This window comes from Mycobacterium sp. G7A2, assembly GCF_041902445.1.
Taxonomy (GTDB): Bacteria; Actinomycetota; Actinomycetes; order Mycobacteriales; family Mycobacteriaceae; genus Mycobacterium.
In genome coordinates this window covers 4,309,823-4,326,355 of sequence record NZ_CP169251.1, presented here as the reverse complement: position 1 = coordinate 4,326,355, position 16,533 = coordinate 4,309,823, and the positions used below count along the sequence as shown (strand labels likewise).

Annotated in this window: 18 protein-coding genes; 13 read left to right on the top strand and 5 right to left on the bottom strand. The window is 68.7% G+C overall.

Going from position 1 to position 16,533, the window contains the following annotated elements:
• The first annotated feature begins 159 nt into the window (after positions 1 to 159).
• Complete coding sequence (locus ACEWX3_RS20510; RefSeq protein ID WP_207068985.1) at positions 160 to 1,239, top strand: GlxA family transcriptional regulator; 1,080 nt, start codon at positions 160 to 162, stop codon at positions 1,237 to 1,239.
• Here the strand turns inward: ACEWX3_RS20510 and ACEWX3_RS20505 are convergent.
• Positions 1,189 to 2,184 carry a GlxA family transcriptional regulator gene (locus ACEWX3_RS20505; RefSeq protein WP_374157514.1) on the bottom strand — a complete coding sequence of 332 codons (996 nt, stop codon included), beginning with the start codon at positions 2,182 to 2,184 and terminating at the stop codon, positions 1,189 to 1,191. The genes ACEWX3_RS20510 and ACEWX3_RS20505 overlap by 51 nt on opposite strands.
• 245 nt (positions 2,185 to 2,429) lie before the next feature.
• On the opposite strand from ACEWX3_RS20505, the gene ACEWX3_RS20500 reads away from it, so the two are divergent.
• From ACEWX3_RS20500 to ACEWX3_RS20480, 5 genes are read left to right on the top strand one after another with little or no spacing between them, the layout of a single operon-like run.
• Positions 2,430 to 2,954: a DUF1097 domain-containing protein gene (locus tag ACEWX3_RS20500; RefSeq protein ID WP_374157513.1), complete on the top strand. Its 525-nt coding sequence runs from the start codon at positions 2,430 to 2,432 to the stop codon at positions 2,952 to 2,954.
• Positions 2,951 to 3,682: a nitrile hydratase subunit beta gene (gene nthB, locus ACEWX3_RS20495; RefSeq protein WP_207068982.1), complete on the top strand. Its 732-nt coding sequence runs from the start codon at positions 2,951 to 2,953 to the stop codon at positions 3,680 to 3,682. Before ACEWX3_RS20500 ends, nthB begins: the two co-directional genes overlap by 4 nt.
• On the top strand, positions 3,679 to 4,296 hold the full coding sequence (gene nthA / locus ACEWX3_RS20490) for a nitrile hydratase subunit alpha (protein WP_374157512.1): 618 nt from the start codon (positions 3,679 to 3,681) through the stop codon (positions 4,294 to 4,296). Before nthB ends, nthA begins: the two co-directional genes overlap by 4 nt.
• Entirely contained in the window at positions 4,293 to 4,601 is a 309-nt protein-coding gene (locus ACEWX3_RS20485; protein ID WP_207068980.1) for a nitrile hydratase accessory protein, read from the top strand. The genes nthA and ACEWX3_RS20485 overlap by 4 nt, the downstream gene beginning before the upstream one ends.
• Positions 4,602 to 4,619: 18 nt before the next feature.
• Positions 4,620 to 5,297, top strand: a complete 678-nt coding sequence (locus tag ACEWX3_RS20480) for an energy-coupling factor ABC transporter permease (RefSeq protein WP_207068979.1) — start codon at positions 4,620 to 4,622, stop codon at positions 5,295 to 5,297.
• A 49-nt stretch (positions 5,298 to 5,346) separates the two neighbouring features.
• Here ACEWX3_RS20480 and ACEWX3_RS20475 read toward each other — a convergent pair whose 3' ends face one another.
• Positions 5,347 to 7,611, bottom strand: a complete 2,265-nt coding sequence (locus ACEWX3_RS20475) for a SpoIIE family protein phosphatase (RefSeq protein ID WP_374157511.1) — start codon at positions 7,609 to 7,611, stop codon at positions 5,347 to 5,349.
• 167 nt (positions 7,612 to 7,778) lie between these two features.
• Here ACEWX3_RS20475 and ACEWX3_RS20470 point away from each other — a divergent pair, with 167 nt between their 5' ends.
• Positions 7,779 to 8,138, top strand: coding sequence for an ArsR/SmtB family transcription factor (locus ACEWX3_RS20470; RefSeq protein ID WP_374157510.1), 360 nt, complete (start codon positions 7,779 to 7,781; stop codon positions 8,136 to 8,138).
• A 26-nt stretch (positions 8,139 to 8,164) separates the two neighbouring features.
• Positions 8,165 to 8,383, top strand: coding sequence for a zinc transporter Slc39a7 (locus tag ACEWX3_RS20465; protein WP_374157509.1), 219 nt, complete (start codon positions 8,165 to 8,167; stop codon positions 8,381 to 8,383).
• Between the two features lie 4 nt (positions 8,384 to 8,387).
• Here the strand turns inward: ACEWX3_RS20465 and ACEWX3_RS20460 are convergent, their stop codons facing one another.
• Positions 8,388 to 10,259 (bottom strand): heavy metal translocating P-type ATPase, encoded by a 1,872-nt coding sequence (locus ACEWX3_RS20460; RefSeq protein ID WP_374159908.1) that lies wholly within the window; start codon positions 10,257 to 10,259, stop codon positions 8,388 to 8,390.
• A gap of 145 nt (positions 10,260 to 10,404) precedes the next feature.
• Between ACEWX3_RS20460 and ACEWX3_RS20455 the strand changes: the two genes are divergently transcribed.
• Both ACEWX3_RS20455 and ACEWX3_RS20450 read left to right on the top strand, forming a co-directional pair.
• Complete coding sequence (locus tag ACEWX3_RS20455) at positions 10,405 to 10,758, top strand: metalloregulator ArsR/SmtB family transcription factor (RefSeq protein WP_152516288.1); 354 nt, start codon at positions 10,405 to 10,407, stop codon at positions 10,756 to 10,758.
• Between the two features lie 67 nt (positions 10,759 to 10,825).
• Entirely contained in the window at positions 10,826 to 11,545 is a 720-nt protein-coding gene (locus tag ACEWX3_RS20450; RefSeq protein WP_374157508.1) for a DUF305 domain-containing protein, read from the top strand.
• 4 nt (positions 11,546 to 11,549) lie between these two features.
• On the opposite strand, the gene ACEWX3_RS20445 is transcribed toward ACEWX3_RS20450, so the two are convergent.
• On the bottom strand, positions 11,550 to 12,281 hold the full coding sequence (locus tag ACEWX3_RS20445) for a response regulator (RefSeq protein ID WP_374157507.1): 732 nt from the start codon (positions 12,279 to 12,281) through the stop codon (positions 11,550 to 11,552).
• Between the two features lie 77 nt (positions 12,282 to 12,358).
• Here ACEWX3_RS20445 and ACEWX3_RS20440 point away from each other — a divergent pair, with 77 nt between their 5' ends.
• Positions 12,359 to 13,060, top strand: coding sequence for a zf-HC2 domain-containing protein (locus ACEWX3_RS20440; protein WP_207068974.1), 702 nt, complete (start codon positions 12,359 to 12,361; stop codon positions 13,058 to 13,060).
• A 9-nt stretch (positions 13,061 to 13,069) separates the two neighbouring features.
• Here the strand turns inward: ACEWX3_RS20440 and ACEWX3_RS20435 are convergent, their stop codons facing one another.
• A complete protein-coding gene (locus ACEWX3_RS20435; RefSeq protein WP_374157506.1) occupies positions 13,070 to 13,699 on the bottom strand; it encodes a DUF5134 domain-containing protein in 630 nt (209 codons plus the stop codon).
• 169 nt (positions 13,700 to 13,868) lie between these two features.
• Here ACEWX3_RS20435 and ACEWX3_RS20430 point away from each other — a divergent pair, with 169 nt between their 5' ends.
• Positions 13,869 to 15,836, top strand: coding sequence for a cytochrome c oxidase assembly protein (locus ACEWX3_RS20430; RefSeq protein ID WP_374157505.1), 1,968 nt, complete (start codon positions 13,869 to 13,871; stop codon positions 15,834 to 15,836).
• Between the two features lie 89 nt (positions 15,837 to 15,925).
• Positions 15,926 to 16,396: a hypothetical protein gene (locus ACEWX3_RS20425; protein WP_374157504.1), complete on the top strand. Its 471-nt coding sequence runs from the start codon at positions 15,926 to 15,928 to the stop codon at positions 16,394 to 16,396.
• Positions 16,397 to 16,533: the final 137 nt, after the last annotated feature.

The window sequence follows — 16,533 nt, the reverse complement described above, 5'->3', positions numbered from 1 at the left end:
TATGCGCTGAGTTACCGTTCGGTTGTCGTCAGCGGAGGAGAGCCGCCCGGCCTTGCGGTGCTCATGCCCAGCCAGCGCTGTGCACACCCGGCAGACCGCTTTCCGGATCCGTGACGCCGCAGTAGATGGCGGGGGTCAGGAAAGGGCGATTCGAAGCGCATGGCCGACGAATTCAGGCATGACCACGACGAGGTGGCGCCGGACGATGCATGGGCGGAAGCCACGGCGAGTGGGCCGCGCACCGTCGTCTTCGCGCTCTACAACAAGGTGACGTTGCAGGATGTCGCGGCGCCGCTGGAGATCTTCGCCCGCGCCAACGACTTCGGGGCGAACTACCGGGTGCTGCTGGCCTCGCCGACCGGGCAGCCGGTGGGCACCACGGCCTACGCGAAGCTCGACGTCGATGTCGCGCTGGCTGAGGTGCCCCGCGAGATCGACACGCTGCTGGTCCCCGGTGGGGTTCCGGCGGACTTCACCTTCACCCCCGGCCTGCACGACATCCCCGAGGAGCCGACGCCGGACTGCGTCCCGGACGCGATGAAGATGGTGGCCGAGCTGGCCCCGCGAGCGCGCAGGGTCGCCTCGGTGTGCACGGGGTCGTTCGTACTCGCTGCGCTGGGACTGCTCGACGGGCGCCGGGCCACCACACACTGGGCACACTGCCAGACGCTGGGCCGCAGCTATCCCCAGGTCGAGGTGGATCCCGACTCGCTGTTCGTCCAGGACGGCCGCTACATCACCGGGGCCGGCATCACCGCCGGTATCGACCTGGCGCTCGCCCTGGTGGAAAGTGACTACGGCCCGAACGTGGCTCGCCGGGTGGCCCGGTGGATGGTGGTGTTCCTGCAGCGGCCCGGCGGTCAGGCCCAGTTCAGCGTCTGGGCCGAGGCGGCCCGGCCGGTCTCCGGAGGCCTGCGCGACATCCTGGACTCGGTCGTCGCCGACCCGGGCGGCGACCATTCGACGGCCGCCATGGCCGGTCGGGCGGTGGTCAGCGAGCGGCACCTGGTCCGGATGTTCCGCGACCAGGTCGGGATGACACCGGCCCGTTTCGTCGAGAAGGCGCGGCTCGAAGCTGCCAAGGTGCTGCTGGCGACGAGCGACCACAGCCAGGACGCGGTGGCCCGACGCGCCGGGTTCGGCACGTCGGACACGTTGCGGCGCACCTTCCGTCGCAATTTGGGGGTCTCACCCGGGGTATACCGGAACCGCTTCCGCACCACCGGAATCGACCAGTGACTCGCGTGCGCCGACCGGCCGCGCGCAGTGCGCGGCGAGGTAGTCGCGCACCTGGGCGCCGTAGCGCAGGCCGCTTCTCTGAGACGCCGCATGGAAGGACTCCCCGGCGAGCACCAGTCCCACCGCGTTCTCCAGCCGGACCTCGTGGACGTACTCGCGCAGCGACATGCCGACCTGGGCTTTGAAGACTCTGGCGAGATGCCGTGCACTCAACCCCACTCGAGCGGCGACGGTGTCGAGGTCGTAACGTCCGGCCGGGTCGGCGTTCACGGTGGCCATCAGACGTTCCAGCTCGGGGTGTTGGGGTCTGGGTGTTCGTGCGGCCACCGAAATCTGGGGATGGCCCTCCATTCGCCGGCCCATGATGACCAATTCCTTGGCGATCTGCTGTGCGGCGCCGGAGCCGTGGTCGTCGGCGACGAGCGCCAGCGCCAGGTCGATGCCGGCCGCGACGCCCGCCGACGTCCACAGCTCCCCGTCGCGGGTGTACACCGAATCCCGCTCCACGACGGTCGAGGGGTGGCGCGCTGCGAAGCTGTCGAGGTGGCGCCAGTGGGTGGTGGCCCGGCGTCCCTCCAGCAGGCCTGCCGCGCCGAGTGCGAAGGCTCCGGCGCAGACCGAGGCCACCCGCCGTGCGGCCGGCGCATGCGTGCGGAGCAATTGCTGCAGGTCCTGGGGGACACCGTCGCTGACGAAAGCCGCGCCACCGGGTACGAGCAGGGTGTCGATCTCCGGGGGCAGCTCAGCAGCGGGACGCGTCTCGAACGACAGGCCCGACGAACATCGGACGCTGCGCGACGTACCGCACGAGTACAACGCGACCGGGTACGCACATCCGAGAGTGCGGGCGACGTCGAAAACCTCCAGCGGACCGGTCACATCCAGGGTGCGTACGCCGTCGAAAACCAGCACCGCGATGCGGCGCGGGCGGCGTTTGTGGCACATTGAATCATGGTTGGCGCGTCCGCATCGCCGCGCGCGCCGATGTCCGGATTTTCGCCTGTTCTGTCCGTCTCGGCCGGCCCAGATCTGCGATGTCTGCTTCTGCGCACGAGATGTCCACCCTCGTCAGCAACCGAAAAGCCTCGTTCACCAATCGGAAACACCTCCCACTCAACGTGGTTCCCGGATCCAGCGTCGACACGCGGCGTTGGGCACACCGGACAGACAACCGAACGAGGTGCAACTTCATGGATTCGCGATCTGCGTTGACGCTGAGCATCGGCGTCCTCGGCGGCGTGGCGGTGGCGTTCACCGCCACCGTGATCACGGTGCCGATCTGGGTGGTGTTCCTGGCATGGGCATCGTTCTACTTCGTCGGCGGCGGCCCGGCCGGTTGGGTGCGCTCGGTGGCGTCCAACCTGGTCGGCGTCGTCATCGCGGTGGCCAGCCTCTACGCCGCATACCTGCTCGGCGGCAGCCTGACCGCCACCGCCATCGCAGTGGGCGTCGGGAGCGCGCTGATGGTCCAGGCGTCCTGGGTCGGTCTGCTGTCGACGACCCCGGCGGTGGTGGTCGGCTTCGCCTCCACGGTGTCCACGGTCGCCGGAACCGGGGCGCTGGTCCACGAGACCAGCATCTCCCATCCCGGCCTGGTCGCGGCATGCGCCTGCGTGCTGGGCGCAACGTTCGGCATCGCCTCGGAATACCTGGCGAACGTGATGACCAAGACGGCGCCGGCGCAGCGCCCCGACACGAAAGGTGCCACCGCATGAAGTTGCAGCATTACCTGGGCGGCCTGGAGGGCCTTCCCGAACCGCTGAACCTCGAGAAGCGGGTCTTCGTCGAGGACTGGGAGAAACGGATCTTCGGCATCCACGTCGCGATGATGGGTCTGAGTAACCATCTGGGATCGGCGTTGCCCGAATACCCGATCGCCGACGTGCCCACCGCGTTCCGGGACGAATGGACGTGGGCGAGCTTGCGTACGGGCGCGGAAGGCATGAACCCGTTCGACTACTTCAAGTTCCGTTACTACGAGAAATGGCTCGGTGGGATCACCCAGTTCTTCATCGACAACGGTTACGTCACCGAGGACGAGATCGCGGCCAGGGCCGGGGAGCCCTGGTCGGCCGAGGGCGGTGACACCGCCATCGACGATCAGGTGATCGACTACCTGCGCCGCGGCGACAGCCCTCGTCGCGACACCGCGCACCCGAAGTTCGCGGTCGGCGATGCCGTACGCATCGCCGACGTCCCGGCCGGCGACCACACCCGGCTGCCGGGCTACCTGCGGGACCGGATCGGCACGGTGACACGCATCTTCGAAGGCGATTACGGCTATTTCGTGCACACCGGCGACGGCATCGGCGATCCCATGCCGATCTACATCGTCGAATTCACTCCCGGGGAACTGTGGGGTGTTCGTGCCGAGCCCGGGGCCAACACCCTGTACGCCGAGCTGTTCGAGGCCTACCTTCAACCCGCCGAGGAGATCCAGTGACCGATCAGTTTGCCTATCCCTCCGACCGCGAACAGGCCAGCGCCGACAAGGTATCCGCGTTGGAGCGCCTGCTGATCGAGAAGGGAGTGATCACCAGCGCCACCGTCGACAAGGTGCTGGCCTACTTCGAATCCGAGATGACACCGCTGAACGGGAAGAAGATCGTCGTGAAGGCGTGGACCGACCCGGACTTCGCCACGCGCGTCGTCGGCGACACGCCCGCGGCGATCGCCGAACTGGAACTGCCCGAGGGAATGGCGGGTGCCGAGGGTGAACACCTGCAGGCGGTCGCCAACGGCCCCGGTGTGCACAACCTGGTCATCTGCACACTGTGCTCGTGCTTCCCATGGCCCGTGCTCGGCCTGCCGCCCTACTGGTACAAAGACCCGGTGTTCCGCGCCCGCGCCGCGCGCGAGCCGCGCACCGTGCTCGCCGAGATCGGTGTCGAGTTGCCCGAGGACACCGAGATCAAGGTCTGGGATTCCAGCGGTCACTCCCGGTGGTTCGTCATTCCGGAACGGCCCTCGGGCACCGAGGATTTCAGCGACGAGCAGCTGATGGATCTCGTGACCACCGAGTCGATGATGGGCGTCGCGTTGGCGGGGCAGGCATGAAACTGCACAGCACCTGCACCACCGATCAGGCGGCACCCCAGTTCGACCACGAGTGGCAGCGGCGGGCATTCGGTCTGGCGTTGGCGCTGTCCGAGTTCGGGCACTATCCGTGGAGTGAGTTCCAGCAGAGCCTGATCGACACGATCGGGGCCTGGGAACAAGCCCCCGGCGACACCCGTGGCGAGTGGGAGTACTACGACCACTGGGTCGCCGCGCTGGAATCCGTTGTCGACCAACATGGAATCCTTCATCTCCCGGTCGCCGTCGACGACGGCGGCCATGCCGCAGCCGAGCACGACCACTGATCACACAAAGGAACAGCGATGCACATCGAACCCGGAATCGTCGAAGGTTCCAAGATCGTTCTGAGTTACCTCACCGCCGGTGGTGCCGGCGCCTATGCTGTGACCGCGGCGTGGAAGCACGTCAAGGAACGGGGCGCAGCGTCACTGCTGTTCGGCGCCTTCGCGACGACGGCGCTGACGCTGGTCTTCTTCCAGGTCTTCCCGCACTTCCCGGTCGGGGTGTCCGAGGTGCACCTGATCCTGGGCTCCACCTTGTTCCTGGTGTTCGGCGCGGCTCCGGCGGCGTTCGGGCTTGCCACCGGCCTGCTGCTGCAGGGTGTCCTGGTCGCGCCTTTCGACCTGCCGCAGTACGGCATGAATGTCACCACGCTGCTGGTCCCGCTGTTCGCCCTGCAGTATGTCGCGCAGCGGACCGTCGCACCGGACACCGCCTACGTCGACCTGAAATACCGCCAGGTGCTGGCGATGTCGACGACCTATCAGGCCGGCATCGTGTCGTGGGTGACGTTCTGGGCGCTCTACGGTGAGGGTTTCTCGATGGCGACGCTCGCCAGCATCGCCACCTTCGGGGTGGCCTATCTGACCGTGATCGCGCTCGAACCGTTGGCCGACCTGGCCGTCTTGGCCGGAGCGAAAGCGTTGCGGCAAGCCAGGACCGGTGCGTGGCTGGAGCCGAGGCTGTTCAACCCCGCCTGACCGCGATCGGACGCCGCGGCCGTCTCCCCGTTGTGCGGGGAGGCGGCCGTCAGCGGCGTTGCAGCGTGATGATGGTGATGTCGTCGTCGCTGTCGTCGGTGCGGGTGCTGTCCCAGATCAGCGCCGCCGGGGTTTCCCCGACCCGGCCGAGAACTCGAGCCAACCGGTCGATTCCATCGTCGATCGCCTCGCCGCGCCGCTCGACCAGACCGTCGGAGAACATCACCAGACCGTGACCGTGTTCGATGCCGAATGTGCTGAGCCGGTAGGTCGCCCCGCGCGCACCGATGGGTGGCGACAACCGGATCGACGCCTGCCACGCCTGCCCGGAGCTGGTCAGGTACGGCATCAGGTGACCGGCGGACGCGGCCTCCACGTCACCGGTGTCCAGGTCGACGCGGGCCACGATCACCGTGGCGAACACCCCGGGCAGCATGTGCAGGCAGAACGCGTTGAGCTGGTGCAGCGCCTCCGCCGGCGTCGCGCCGGTGAACAGCTGCGCGCGCAATGCGTTCCGCAGCTGGGCCATGGTTCCGGCTACCGTGATGCCGTGGCCGGCGACGTCGCCGAGCAGCATGACCAGCCGGCCGTCGGGGAGTTCGAACGCGTCGTACCAGTCGCCGCCGACACGCCCACCGGCGGCGGGCTCGTACTGCGCTGACAGCTGCCAGTTCTCGAGCGTGGGAATGGACTGCGGCATCAGGCTGCGATGCATGACCTCAGCCACCCGGAGCGCGCCCCGCGTCCGCCGATACAGCGACTCCACCAGATGCCTGCGCAGCGCCGCCGCGGACTCCGTCTCGCTGGGCGTCCAGGGTTCACCGCGGCGGCGCACGACCTCACGCCACCGCTCGAACGACTTGCGGGGGCTCAGCCGTACCTCGTCACCTTCGGCGACCGCGATGGCCTTGTTGTGGGGGTCCCCACCCCAATCCACCGATCGGAGCACCTCACGCCGGAACCAGGCGACGTACTGACCGTCGGGCAGGTTGAGCACCAGCGTGCCGGCGGCCACGGCCGGATCCAGGTCGACGTCGGGCAGCTCGTGGGCCAGCCGGTCGGTGGCGGCGATCTCGTCGTGCCCGATGCGCGCCCACCCGACGACGTCCTTGACCGTGTCCTGTGCGGGCACCATGCCGCGTGCCACGGTCTGCCCCTCGAGTTCGACGACGACGCCATCGGCGGGTACCAGGTCGAGCAGGCTCGGCGCGTCGAGCAGCGTCGTGACCAGCGGGGTGTCGTCGTCGAGCGTCGCGACGATCAACTCGCCCAGGACCTCCTGCGCAGCCAGCCGCTTCTGCAGCTCGTCCTCTTCGTACTGGTCGACCAGCCGCAACGACAGTGTCGAGCCCAGGAACTCGGCGGCGGCGCGGCTGCCGAACGGCGGCAGGTGCGGGCCCGAATAGTGGTGGCACGCGATGAGCCCCCACAACCGTCCGTGGCGCAGCAGCGAAATCGACATCGAGGCACGCACACCCATGTTCTTCAGATACTCGATGTGGATCGGGGAGACACTGCGCAGCGTGGCATAGGTCAGATCCAGCGGAAGGCCGGTCGCCGCATCGGTCCCCGGCACCAGGGGCGCCGGCGTGTAGTCGACGTCGGAGATGAGCCGGATCCAGTTCTTCTCGTACAGCGCGCGCGCCTGCGCGGGGATGTCGGTGGACGGATAGTGCAGGCCCAGGAAGGAATTCAGGTCGGCGCGTTTCGACTCGGCTACCACCTCGCCGTTGAAGTCGTCGTCGTAGCGGTACACCATGACGCGGTCGAAGCCGGTCAGGTCGCGCACCGCGCGGGCGGTGGTGTCGTAGAGCTCTGACAGCGTGCTGGCGCGGTTCAGGTCCTCCACCGAGCTGCGCACCGCTTGATAGGTGTTGGGAAACGAGTACGGCCGCTCGCCGTGGGCGATCTCGAGTTCGACCAGCAGCCCACCTGGATCCCGGTGCAGGATCGCGTCGAACTCCTTGGCCTCACCCGCGACGTCGATGACGCACTCCACCGGGTTGCGTTGACGCAGGTCGCCGAAGTTCGCGCTCGCCTGCTCGAGGATCGCGGCCTGGTCGGCACCGATCAGACTGGAGAGGTGGCGTCCGAGAACCGCGTCGACAGCGCGGTCCAGCAGGTCGGCGACGTTCGCGCTGACGTGGCGCACCGTGAAGTCGTGCTCGTCGACGACCGCGAGCACTCCGCGGGGTTGGATGCTGCCCGGAATGTGGATCGGCTCGCGGGCGCAATTGTCCAGGTCGATCGGCGTGCCGGGCGGGAGAAGGCCCTCGCCGGGCGAGTTCGTGGCGCCGGACGCCTCAGGTGCCATCGGGCATCGCCCTCTCCGGGGAGAACTGATTCACCTGCATACGCATGTGTCTGGTGAGGATCCTTCGCCAACTCGTCGGACAAATCGCGACATTCGCCATGCTAACCAGACGGTCCGACACCGGACGGCGCTGCTACTATCTGCGTATGAATGCAGATAATAGGGAAATGGAAGGGAGGCTGCCCGAAGAACAGGCGGTGCTGATCGTCGAGGTGTTTCGCATGCTCGCTGACCCGACCCGAATCCAGATCCTGTGGGCGCTGGTGTCCAGCGAGCGGTCGGTCAACGACCTCGCCGACCACGTCGGCAAGCCGGCGCCGTCCATCTCGCAGCATCTGGCGAAGCTGCGGATGGCGCGACTGGTCCGCACGCGCCGCGAAGGCACGTCGGTGTTCTACCGACTGGAGAACGACCACGTCCGTCAACTCGTCCTCGATGCGGTGTTCAACGCCGAGCATGCCGGTCCGGGAGTGCCCGGACACCACCAGCAGGACAGAGCGGTGAAACCGTTACCGGGTTCGGCGTGAACCCGGCCGACCGAAGGGAATCAGACATGAGCGAAGGCAACATCGATACAAGCGGTCGCCGGGCCGATGGGGTCCACACCCACGAGCACGCGCACGGCTCCACCAGCCACACCCACGCCCACGTGGGGCACGACCATGAGCACGTCGAACACGAGCACAGCCACGTGCACGACGGCGCCGAGCACAGCCATCGGCACGTGCACGACAGTGGCGTGACCGGGGACCATTCCCACGCGCACGCCTGAGCGGTCACCGCGAGGCGCGCCGCCAGGCCCGTCCACTCAGCAGCCTCAGCCCGTTGAGCGCGACGAGGATCGTCGAGCCCTCGTGGCCTGCCACGCCCAACGGCAGCGGCAAGTGGCCGACGAGATCCCAGGTGACCAGCACGACGATGATGCCGGCGGCGATGACGAGGTTGGCCACGACGACGCGTCGGGCGCGGCGGGCCAGCGCCACCACCGTGGCGATCGTGGCCAGGTCGTCGCGCACGGTCACGGCGTCGGCGGTGTCGAGCGTGAGATCGGCACCGGAGCGGCCCATCGCCACCGACGTGTGTGCAGCCGCCATGGCCGGGGCGTCGTTGACCCCGTCCCCGGCGACCAGGACGTGATGACCGCGGTCGCGCAACTCGTCCACGACGTCGACCTTCTGCTCGGGCAACAACTCGGCGCGTACATCGGCGATGCCGACACGGTTGGCGAGAAGCTCTGCCGCCGTGCGATTGTCGCCGGTGAGCAGAACCGGCGACGCCTTGGTGAGCGCAGTCATCGCGCGGACCGCCTCGACGGCTTCGGCGCGGAGGTGATCGCGGATCTGCAATACCCCGACGGGATGGCCGTCGTGCAGGACGAGCACCGCGGTGCCGCCGTCGGCCTCGGTCCGCGACACCGCGTCGGGACGCAGTTCCCCGGGGCTGACGACTTCGACGACACGACCGTCGATCTCGGCCCGGACGCCGCGACCGGGCAGGGCCTGGAACCCTCGAGCCGACGCTATCCGCAGCCCGCGGGCGCGGGCCTCGGCCACCACCGCGCGCCCGAGGGGATGCTCACTTCCACTCTCGGCCGCGGCCGCCAGTGCGAGGACGGCGTCTTCGGTCATGTCGGCGGCGAGGGTGACCACCCCGGTGACCTCCGGGGCGCCGGTGGTCAAGGTGCCCGTCTTGTCCAGTGCGATGAGGTCGGTTCCGGCCAGACGTTCCAGCGCCAGAGCCGATTTGATCAGTACGCCGTGGCGTCCGGCGTTGGCGATGGCCGACAGCATCGGCGGCATCGTCGACAGCACCACCGCGCACGGAGATGCCACGATCATGAATGTCATCGCGCGCAGCAGAGTGGACTGCAGGTCAGCGCCGGCAGCGAGCGGAATCGCGAACAACGCCACCGTCGCGACGACCACCACCGCCGAGTAGCGCTGCTCGATGGTCTCGATGAACAACTGGGTCTTGGCTTTGGTCGCCGAGGCCTCGGCGACCATCGCCACGATGCGCGCCACCACGGTCTCCGAGGGATCGCGGGTAGCCCGAATCCGCAGTGCCCCTGACCCGTTGACGGTGCCGGCGAAAGTTTCGTCGCCGACGGTCTTGACTGCGGGGAGGGGTTCGCCGGTGATGGTGGACTGGTCGACCTCCGAGGTGCCCTCGACGACCACGCCGTCGGCGGACACCCGCTCACCGGGTCGCACCACGACCACGTCGCCGATCTGAACCTGCCGGGCCGCGACCGTCCGCTCTGTGCCGGACTCATCCAGCACCACCGCCTCCTGAGGGGACAGTTCCAGCAGGCCGTTGACCGAGTCCTGGGTGCGTGTGGTCGCCACGTCCTCCAGGGCGCCGGAGGTGGCGAAGATGATGATCAGCAATGCGCCGTCGAAGACCTGGCCGATGGCGGCCGCCCCGACTGCCGCGAGCACCATCAGCAGGTCGACGTCGAGCGTCTTGTCGCGCAGAGCGAGCAGGCCGTCCCGTGCCGGTGCCCACCCCCCGGCGGCGTAGCACGTCAGATACAGCGCCCACCAAAGCCACTGCGGCCCATCGAGAACCTGCATAGCGGCGCCCGCGACGAACAGACCCACCGACAGCGCCGCCCAGCGCACCGAGGAGACCGCCCACGCCGCCGCCACGGCACGTCGTCGTGGCGAGGTGTGGTGGCGGGCGTTCTCGCGGTCGGTCGCAGGCGACCGAACTTCGATACTCACGTAGACCTATATACATGTAGAACTCTACATATGTAACCCCTTTGCCCCGATGCGTGCTTGAATGGTCCGCATGGGACATGGTGTCGAGGGCCGTTCCACGCCCCCTGCCACCCTCGATGCGACCTCGGCGTTGACGGTGGCCGAAACGCTGCAAGCGCTGGCCTCCCCGAAGCGGCTGTTGATCCTGACCCGCCTGCGCCACGCGCCCTGCACGGTCACCGAACTGTCCGCCGACGTGGGCATGGAGCAGCCCGCGGTGTCGCACCAACTGCGGTTACTGCGCGCGTTGGGCCTGGTCGCCGGAGACCGCACCGGGCGCAACATCGTCTACCGGCTCTACGACAACCACGTCGCCCAATTGCTCGACGAGGCGATCTACCACATCGAACACCTCCGGTTGGGCGCGCGCGACACCACCGCGTGAGGCGTCTTGACCAAATCTTGAACAAAGGGCTAGAAGAACCACATCCGGTGTCGACAGGCTCGATGCTGTGATCGACCAACCGAAACCCACCAAGCCCAACCCGTTCGTCCTCGTCGCCGCGGCGGCGATCGTGGGCGTCACACTCACGGCCTGCGGCAGCTCCGGCGACGACCAAGCGGCCCCGGCGGCTCAGAGCGGCGGCTCCACCACGTCGGCCGCCCCCGCGCCGGCAGCCCGGGACGAGCACAACCAGTCCGACGTCATGTTCGCCCAGCACATGATCCCGCACCACCAACAGGCCATCGAGATGAGCGACATGCTGCTCGCCAAGGACGGCATCGACGAGCGGGTGGTGGACCTGGCAGGCCAGATCAAGGGTGAGCAGGCGCCGGAGATCGAGGAGATGCGCAGCTGGCTCGACCAGTGGGGGATCGCGGAAATGCCGATGGCGGGCACCGACATGCCCGCCCATGACATGCCGGGCCACGGCGGCGGTGCGGGCAATGGGATGGGTCCCGACGGCTCGATGATGCCCGGTATGGGTGCGATGCCGATGGAAGGCATGATGTCCGCGGCGGACATGGCCGAGCTGCAGAACGCGCAGGGTGTCGACGCCGCGAAACTGTTCCTGGAGCAGATGATCCGCCACCACGAGGGCGCGATCACCATGGCCCGCAACGAGATCGACAGCGGAAGCTATCCCGCCGCGATCGAGCTCTCCGAGCGCATCGCCGTCGACCAGCAGCGCGAGATCGACACGATGAGGCAGATCCTGGCCACACTCTGACCCGTCACCGGCCGTTGCCGATGCGGTATCCCACCCCGCGCACCGTGATGATGTAGCGCGGCCGGCTGGCGTCCTCACCGAGTTTTCGGCGCAGATGGCCGATGTGGACGTCGATCAGGTGGTCGTCGCCGAACCACGGGTCGTCACGGACGATCTCCAGCAGCTGCCGACGGCCCAGCACGACCCCGGGTCGGGCCGACAGCGCGTCGAGCAGGTCGAACTCGGTGCGGGTGAGCAGGATCGGGGTGTCGTCGAGGAACACCTCGCGGGCGGCCACATCGACGGTCAACGCGCCGATGCTCCGCGTCGAGGGCTGCCCACCCGGTGCTGCTTGCGCGTGCAGCCGGCGCGGCCGCCGCTGCATGGCCCGGATGCGGGCGACGAGCTCGCGCGGGCTGAACGGTTTGGTCACGTAATCGTCGGCGCCCACCGTCAGACCCAGCACCGTGTCCATCTCGGTGTCGCGGGCGGTGAGCATGACCACGTAGGCGTCGGAGAACGTGCGCAGCTGGCGGCACACCTCCAAGCCGTCGGTGCCGGGCAGCCCGACATCGAGGATGACGACGTCGGGGTCGAACTCGCGGGCCAGCGCGATCGCCGCGTCCCCGTCGGTCGCGACGGCCGCATCGAACTGCTCACGCTGCAGGTAGCTGACCACCACGTCGGCCAATGGCGCCTCGTCGTCGACGACCAGCGCCCGATACCCCGGCGATGCGGTTCCGCGCCTGCTGTCCATCACCACATAGTGCCCGGGTCCGCACGGTGTCGATGGGTTCGGGGAACTATCGGCGGGGGATACGCGACGATTACAGCGTGAACTGTGACGTGGCTCGGGAGGCGCTGTCGGCCCGCATCGACGGCGAGCGGGAACCGGTGCCCGCTGCGAGGGTCGACGAACACCTCGAGGGGTGTGCCGAGTGCCGCGCCTGGCGCGACGGGGTGACGGCACAAGCCGCCGTGCTACGTGGCCTGGCCAGTCCGGCTCCGGTCGCCGCCGTCGGGGCCGGATCCTCCCGCCGGGCGCGGGGACCGCTCGCCGGCATCGGCTGGCAGCGGTGGGCGCTGTTGGCCGTCGGGCTGGCCCAGAGCGCCGTCGGCGCCGCGCAGGCGGTCGGCCTTCAGCTCGGGCTGCACCCGGGCCCCCACACCGGCGGTGGCCATCTTCTCAACGAATCCACGGCGTGGACGCTCGCCATCGGTCTGGTGATGGTCGCCGCGGCGCTGCGGCCCGGCCTCGCCGCCGGACTGACGGTCGTGCTGTCGGCGTTCGCCGTCGTGCTCGCGGGCTATGTCGTCGCCGACGCGCTCGCCGGAGCAGTCACGCCCGAGCGGGTGATGAGTCACCTGCCGATCCTGCTCGGGGCGGTGTTCGCGGCGCTGGTCTGGCGGCATGAGGCGTCGTCACCACCCTCGCCCGACCACGCGCAGCGACAACTCGAGATCGACCTGCCGCCGAACGCGTCACACGGCCGTCGCCGGGGGCATCTGTGGCCCACCGACGGCTCGGCGGCCTGACGGCACACCTCAGCGCATCACCGCGAACATGATCGCCATGCCGGCGGCCATGGTGACCTGGCCTGCGATCCCGAAGAACCAGGTCGTGGGTCTGGCGGGCTCGCCACGCCGGCCGGCGAAGTACACGTACAGCCAGACCACCGCGGCGATCGCGAAGCCGACGGTGAACACCCAGTTCAGCCCTGTGACGAACGGCGGCGTCGCAGCGCTTGGTGACGCCATGTCCACATCGGGCATGGCGTGGCCACCGTGATGATGACCGCCGTGGCCCCCGGCGGGAACCGAGCCCGCGGCCGGCGCGGGCGCCAGATCCCCGCTCATCACCGCGTACATCCAGGCCATGGCCAGCATCATCGCGGCGTGATAGGCGTTCGCCATGCGGTGGCCGGCCTGGGCGAACACGATGATGACGAAGTACACCGTCGCGAGAAGGAAGAACACCATCGGGCCGGTCGTCGGCAGTGCGGCGCTCTGTGGCCAGGCCATGGCGATCATCGCCACCGCCATCACGATGTGCAGCGCGCCGCTGACCACGTAGCCGGCCGTGCGTCGGTGCACCCAACTCGCGATGGCGAACATGACGGCGGTCGCGACGAACAGCGCGGTGACCACCCCGCGCAACAGCAGATCGTCGATCATCGGGCGAGCTTCTTCGGCACGAGGGCACAGCTTCCGTCGTGGGACAAGGGTTCGAGTGCAATGGTCGGCGCACGACACCGAAAAGTTCCGCCGCGCCGTCATCGCCTACGACCGGCGGTCGTAGACTGGTCGGATCACGTGATGTCGGTGAGAAGGTTCCCAAGCGACGATGCAGACCACTCGAGCGGATAGGCCGGCGACAGCTCGGCAGACGCTGGCGCCGGTGCTGCTGTCGTTCGGTGCGGTGACCGCGGCGCTGCTCTGGTACGCCGCCACCTCGCGCGCCCAGGTCTACGCCGTCACGGGCAACTCGTATCCCGGGGCGGTGACCGCGGTCGCCGAGCCACTCGGCTTCTTCGTCGCGTCGCTGCTGGGGGCGTTGTCGATCGCCGGACTGACCTATGTCGTGATCTCCGCGCGCCCCGACAACAGCGGTGTCATCGACGAGCGGTCCTTTCTCGTGCACGTCCTCGTCGAGCGGACCGCGGCGCTGTGGGCCGTCGCCGCCACCGCGATGATCGTCATCCAGGCGGCCAGTGACGCCGGGGTGTCGATGAGGCAGGTGCTCGCGGGTCCCTTCCTGCTCGACGCGGTGCTGGCCTCCGAGATGGCACGGGCGTGGATCGCGGTCGCGATCGCAGCGGCGGTGGTCGCGGTCACCGTGCGGCTCTCGGTGCGGTGGACCGCGCATGCGGTGCTGCTGATCCCCGCGCTGATCGGCGTCGTCGCGGTCCCCGTCAACGGCAACGCCGCCCAGGGCCCCGACCACGACTACGCCACCAGCGCGGCGATCGTCTTCGCCGCGGCGCTGGCGGTGCTTGCCGGCCTGTGGCTGGTCGCCGCGCTGGCACGGCCCGACGAAGCAATGCTGTGGCGGGTCCTGGTCGTCCGGACAGCGCTCGGGGCCGTGGTGCTGGGCTACGGCGCCGCGCTGCTGGGGGTGCTGCTGGGCCCCGCCGGTCCGACGGGGTCGGGGTACGGCCGGGCCGGTACGGCGGCGGCGCTGCTACTGATGCTGATGTGGGCCCTCGACGTCGTCGCGGTGTCGTGGCGGGGTCCGTTCGGGCTGTCCCGGGTGGCCGGCGTGTTCGGCGCCGCGGGTGCCCTGGCTGTGATGGCCCTGGTGGCGGTGATGGCGACCCAGCCGGCCGCGCGGTTCCTCACCCACGAATTCACCACCTGGGACATCTTCCTGGGATACGAGCTGCCCGCGCCGCCGAGCGTGGTGACCATGCTGACCGTCTGGCGGTTCGACACGTTCCTCGGCGTCGGAGCGCTGGTGCTGGCCGCGCTCTACACGCTGGGCTATGTGCGGCTGCGCCGCCGGGGTGACACGTGGCCGGTCGGGCGGCTGATCGCCTGGTGGGCCGGGTGCCTGGTGCTGCTGGTCACCACGAGTTCGGGGGTCAAGGCCTACGGGTCGGCGATGTTCAGCGTGCACATGGCCGAGCACATGACGCTGAACATGTTCGTCCCGGTGCTGCTGGTGCTCGGTGGCCCCGTCACGCTGGCCTTGCGTGCGCTGCCCGCCCACCGACCCGACCAGCCGCCCGGCCCACGGGAATGGCTGCTGTGGCTGGTGCATTCGAAGTTCACCTCGTTCCTGGCCCATCCGATCACCGCGTTCGTGCTGTTCGTCGGCTCGCTGTACGCGGTGTACTTCACGCCGTTGTTCGGCGCGTTCGTCCGGTACCACTGGGGCCACGAGTTCATGAGCCTGCATTTCCTGCTCGTGGGCTACCTGTTCTTCTGGGGGATCATCGGTATCGACCCGGGACCCCGGAAGCTGCCCTTCCTCGGGCGGCTGGGGCTGTTGTTCGCGGTCATGCCTTTTCACGCGTTCTTCGGCATTGCCACGATGACGATGACCGAGATCATCGGCGGGCAGTTCTACCGGTCGGTGGACCTGCCGTGGTTGGCCAGCCTCGCCGACGACCAGAACGTCGGCGGCGCCATCGCCTGGGGATCCAGCGAGCTACCGGTCATCATTGTCGTGGTGGCGCTGGTGGTGCAGTGGGCCCGCCAGGACCGCCGCGCGGCGACGCGGTCTGACCGCCACGCCGATTCGTCCTACGCTGACGACGAGCTCGAGGCATACAACGCGATGCTGCGGGAACTCGCCCGGCAGCGTCAGTAACCGCACGACATGCCGGGAACGATTGCCGGTTGCCCGACGACCATGACAGCGAGGGCCGGCATCGTCCGTCGGCCGGAGGGAGATGGTCAGTGCTGAGACATCGGTCCGAACCAGTGGAGCGGATGCTGCGCCACCTCGAGCGCCGCGTGCTCGACGACGTCTGGCTGGATCGGCTGCGGTCGACCGCGATCGGTGTGCTCGCTCCGGTGCTCGCGGTGACGGCGACGGTGTGGTGGATCGACCTGTTCGTCGACCCGCCGGCAGGGATGTCGCTGGTCGTTCCCACCGTGGTGCTGATGATTCTCGCCCTGGCCGCGGGCACCTCACTGATCGCCCGGGCGACCAGACGGTTCCGGTGGTGTTGTGCCGCCGCCTATCTGTGCGGTCTGGGCACCGTCGTGGGTCTGGGGGGTTTCTGGTGGGTGCGCACCGGCGCGACCGGCCCCAACCTGAGCTGGTTGGTCGGGGCTGCCGACGTCGCAGTGCTGTGCCTGGCCGTCGCCTGGCTGACGCTGCTCGCCGCGCCGGTGCACCGCACCCACCCCGACATGCGTGGCTAGACCAGCGTTGAGCGCGCCGTCAGGTGCGTTGAGGCTGCGCTCAGCGCGGAAAAGTTCGAGTGGGGGCCGCAGCTGACGCAGTCTCAACGGTGCCGCCGCAACCGGTTTCGGCGCTCAGGAACCTCATGCGCCTCGTC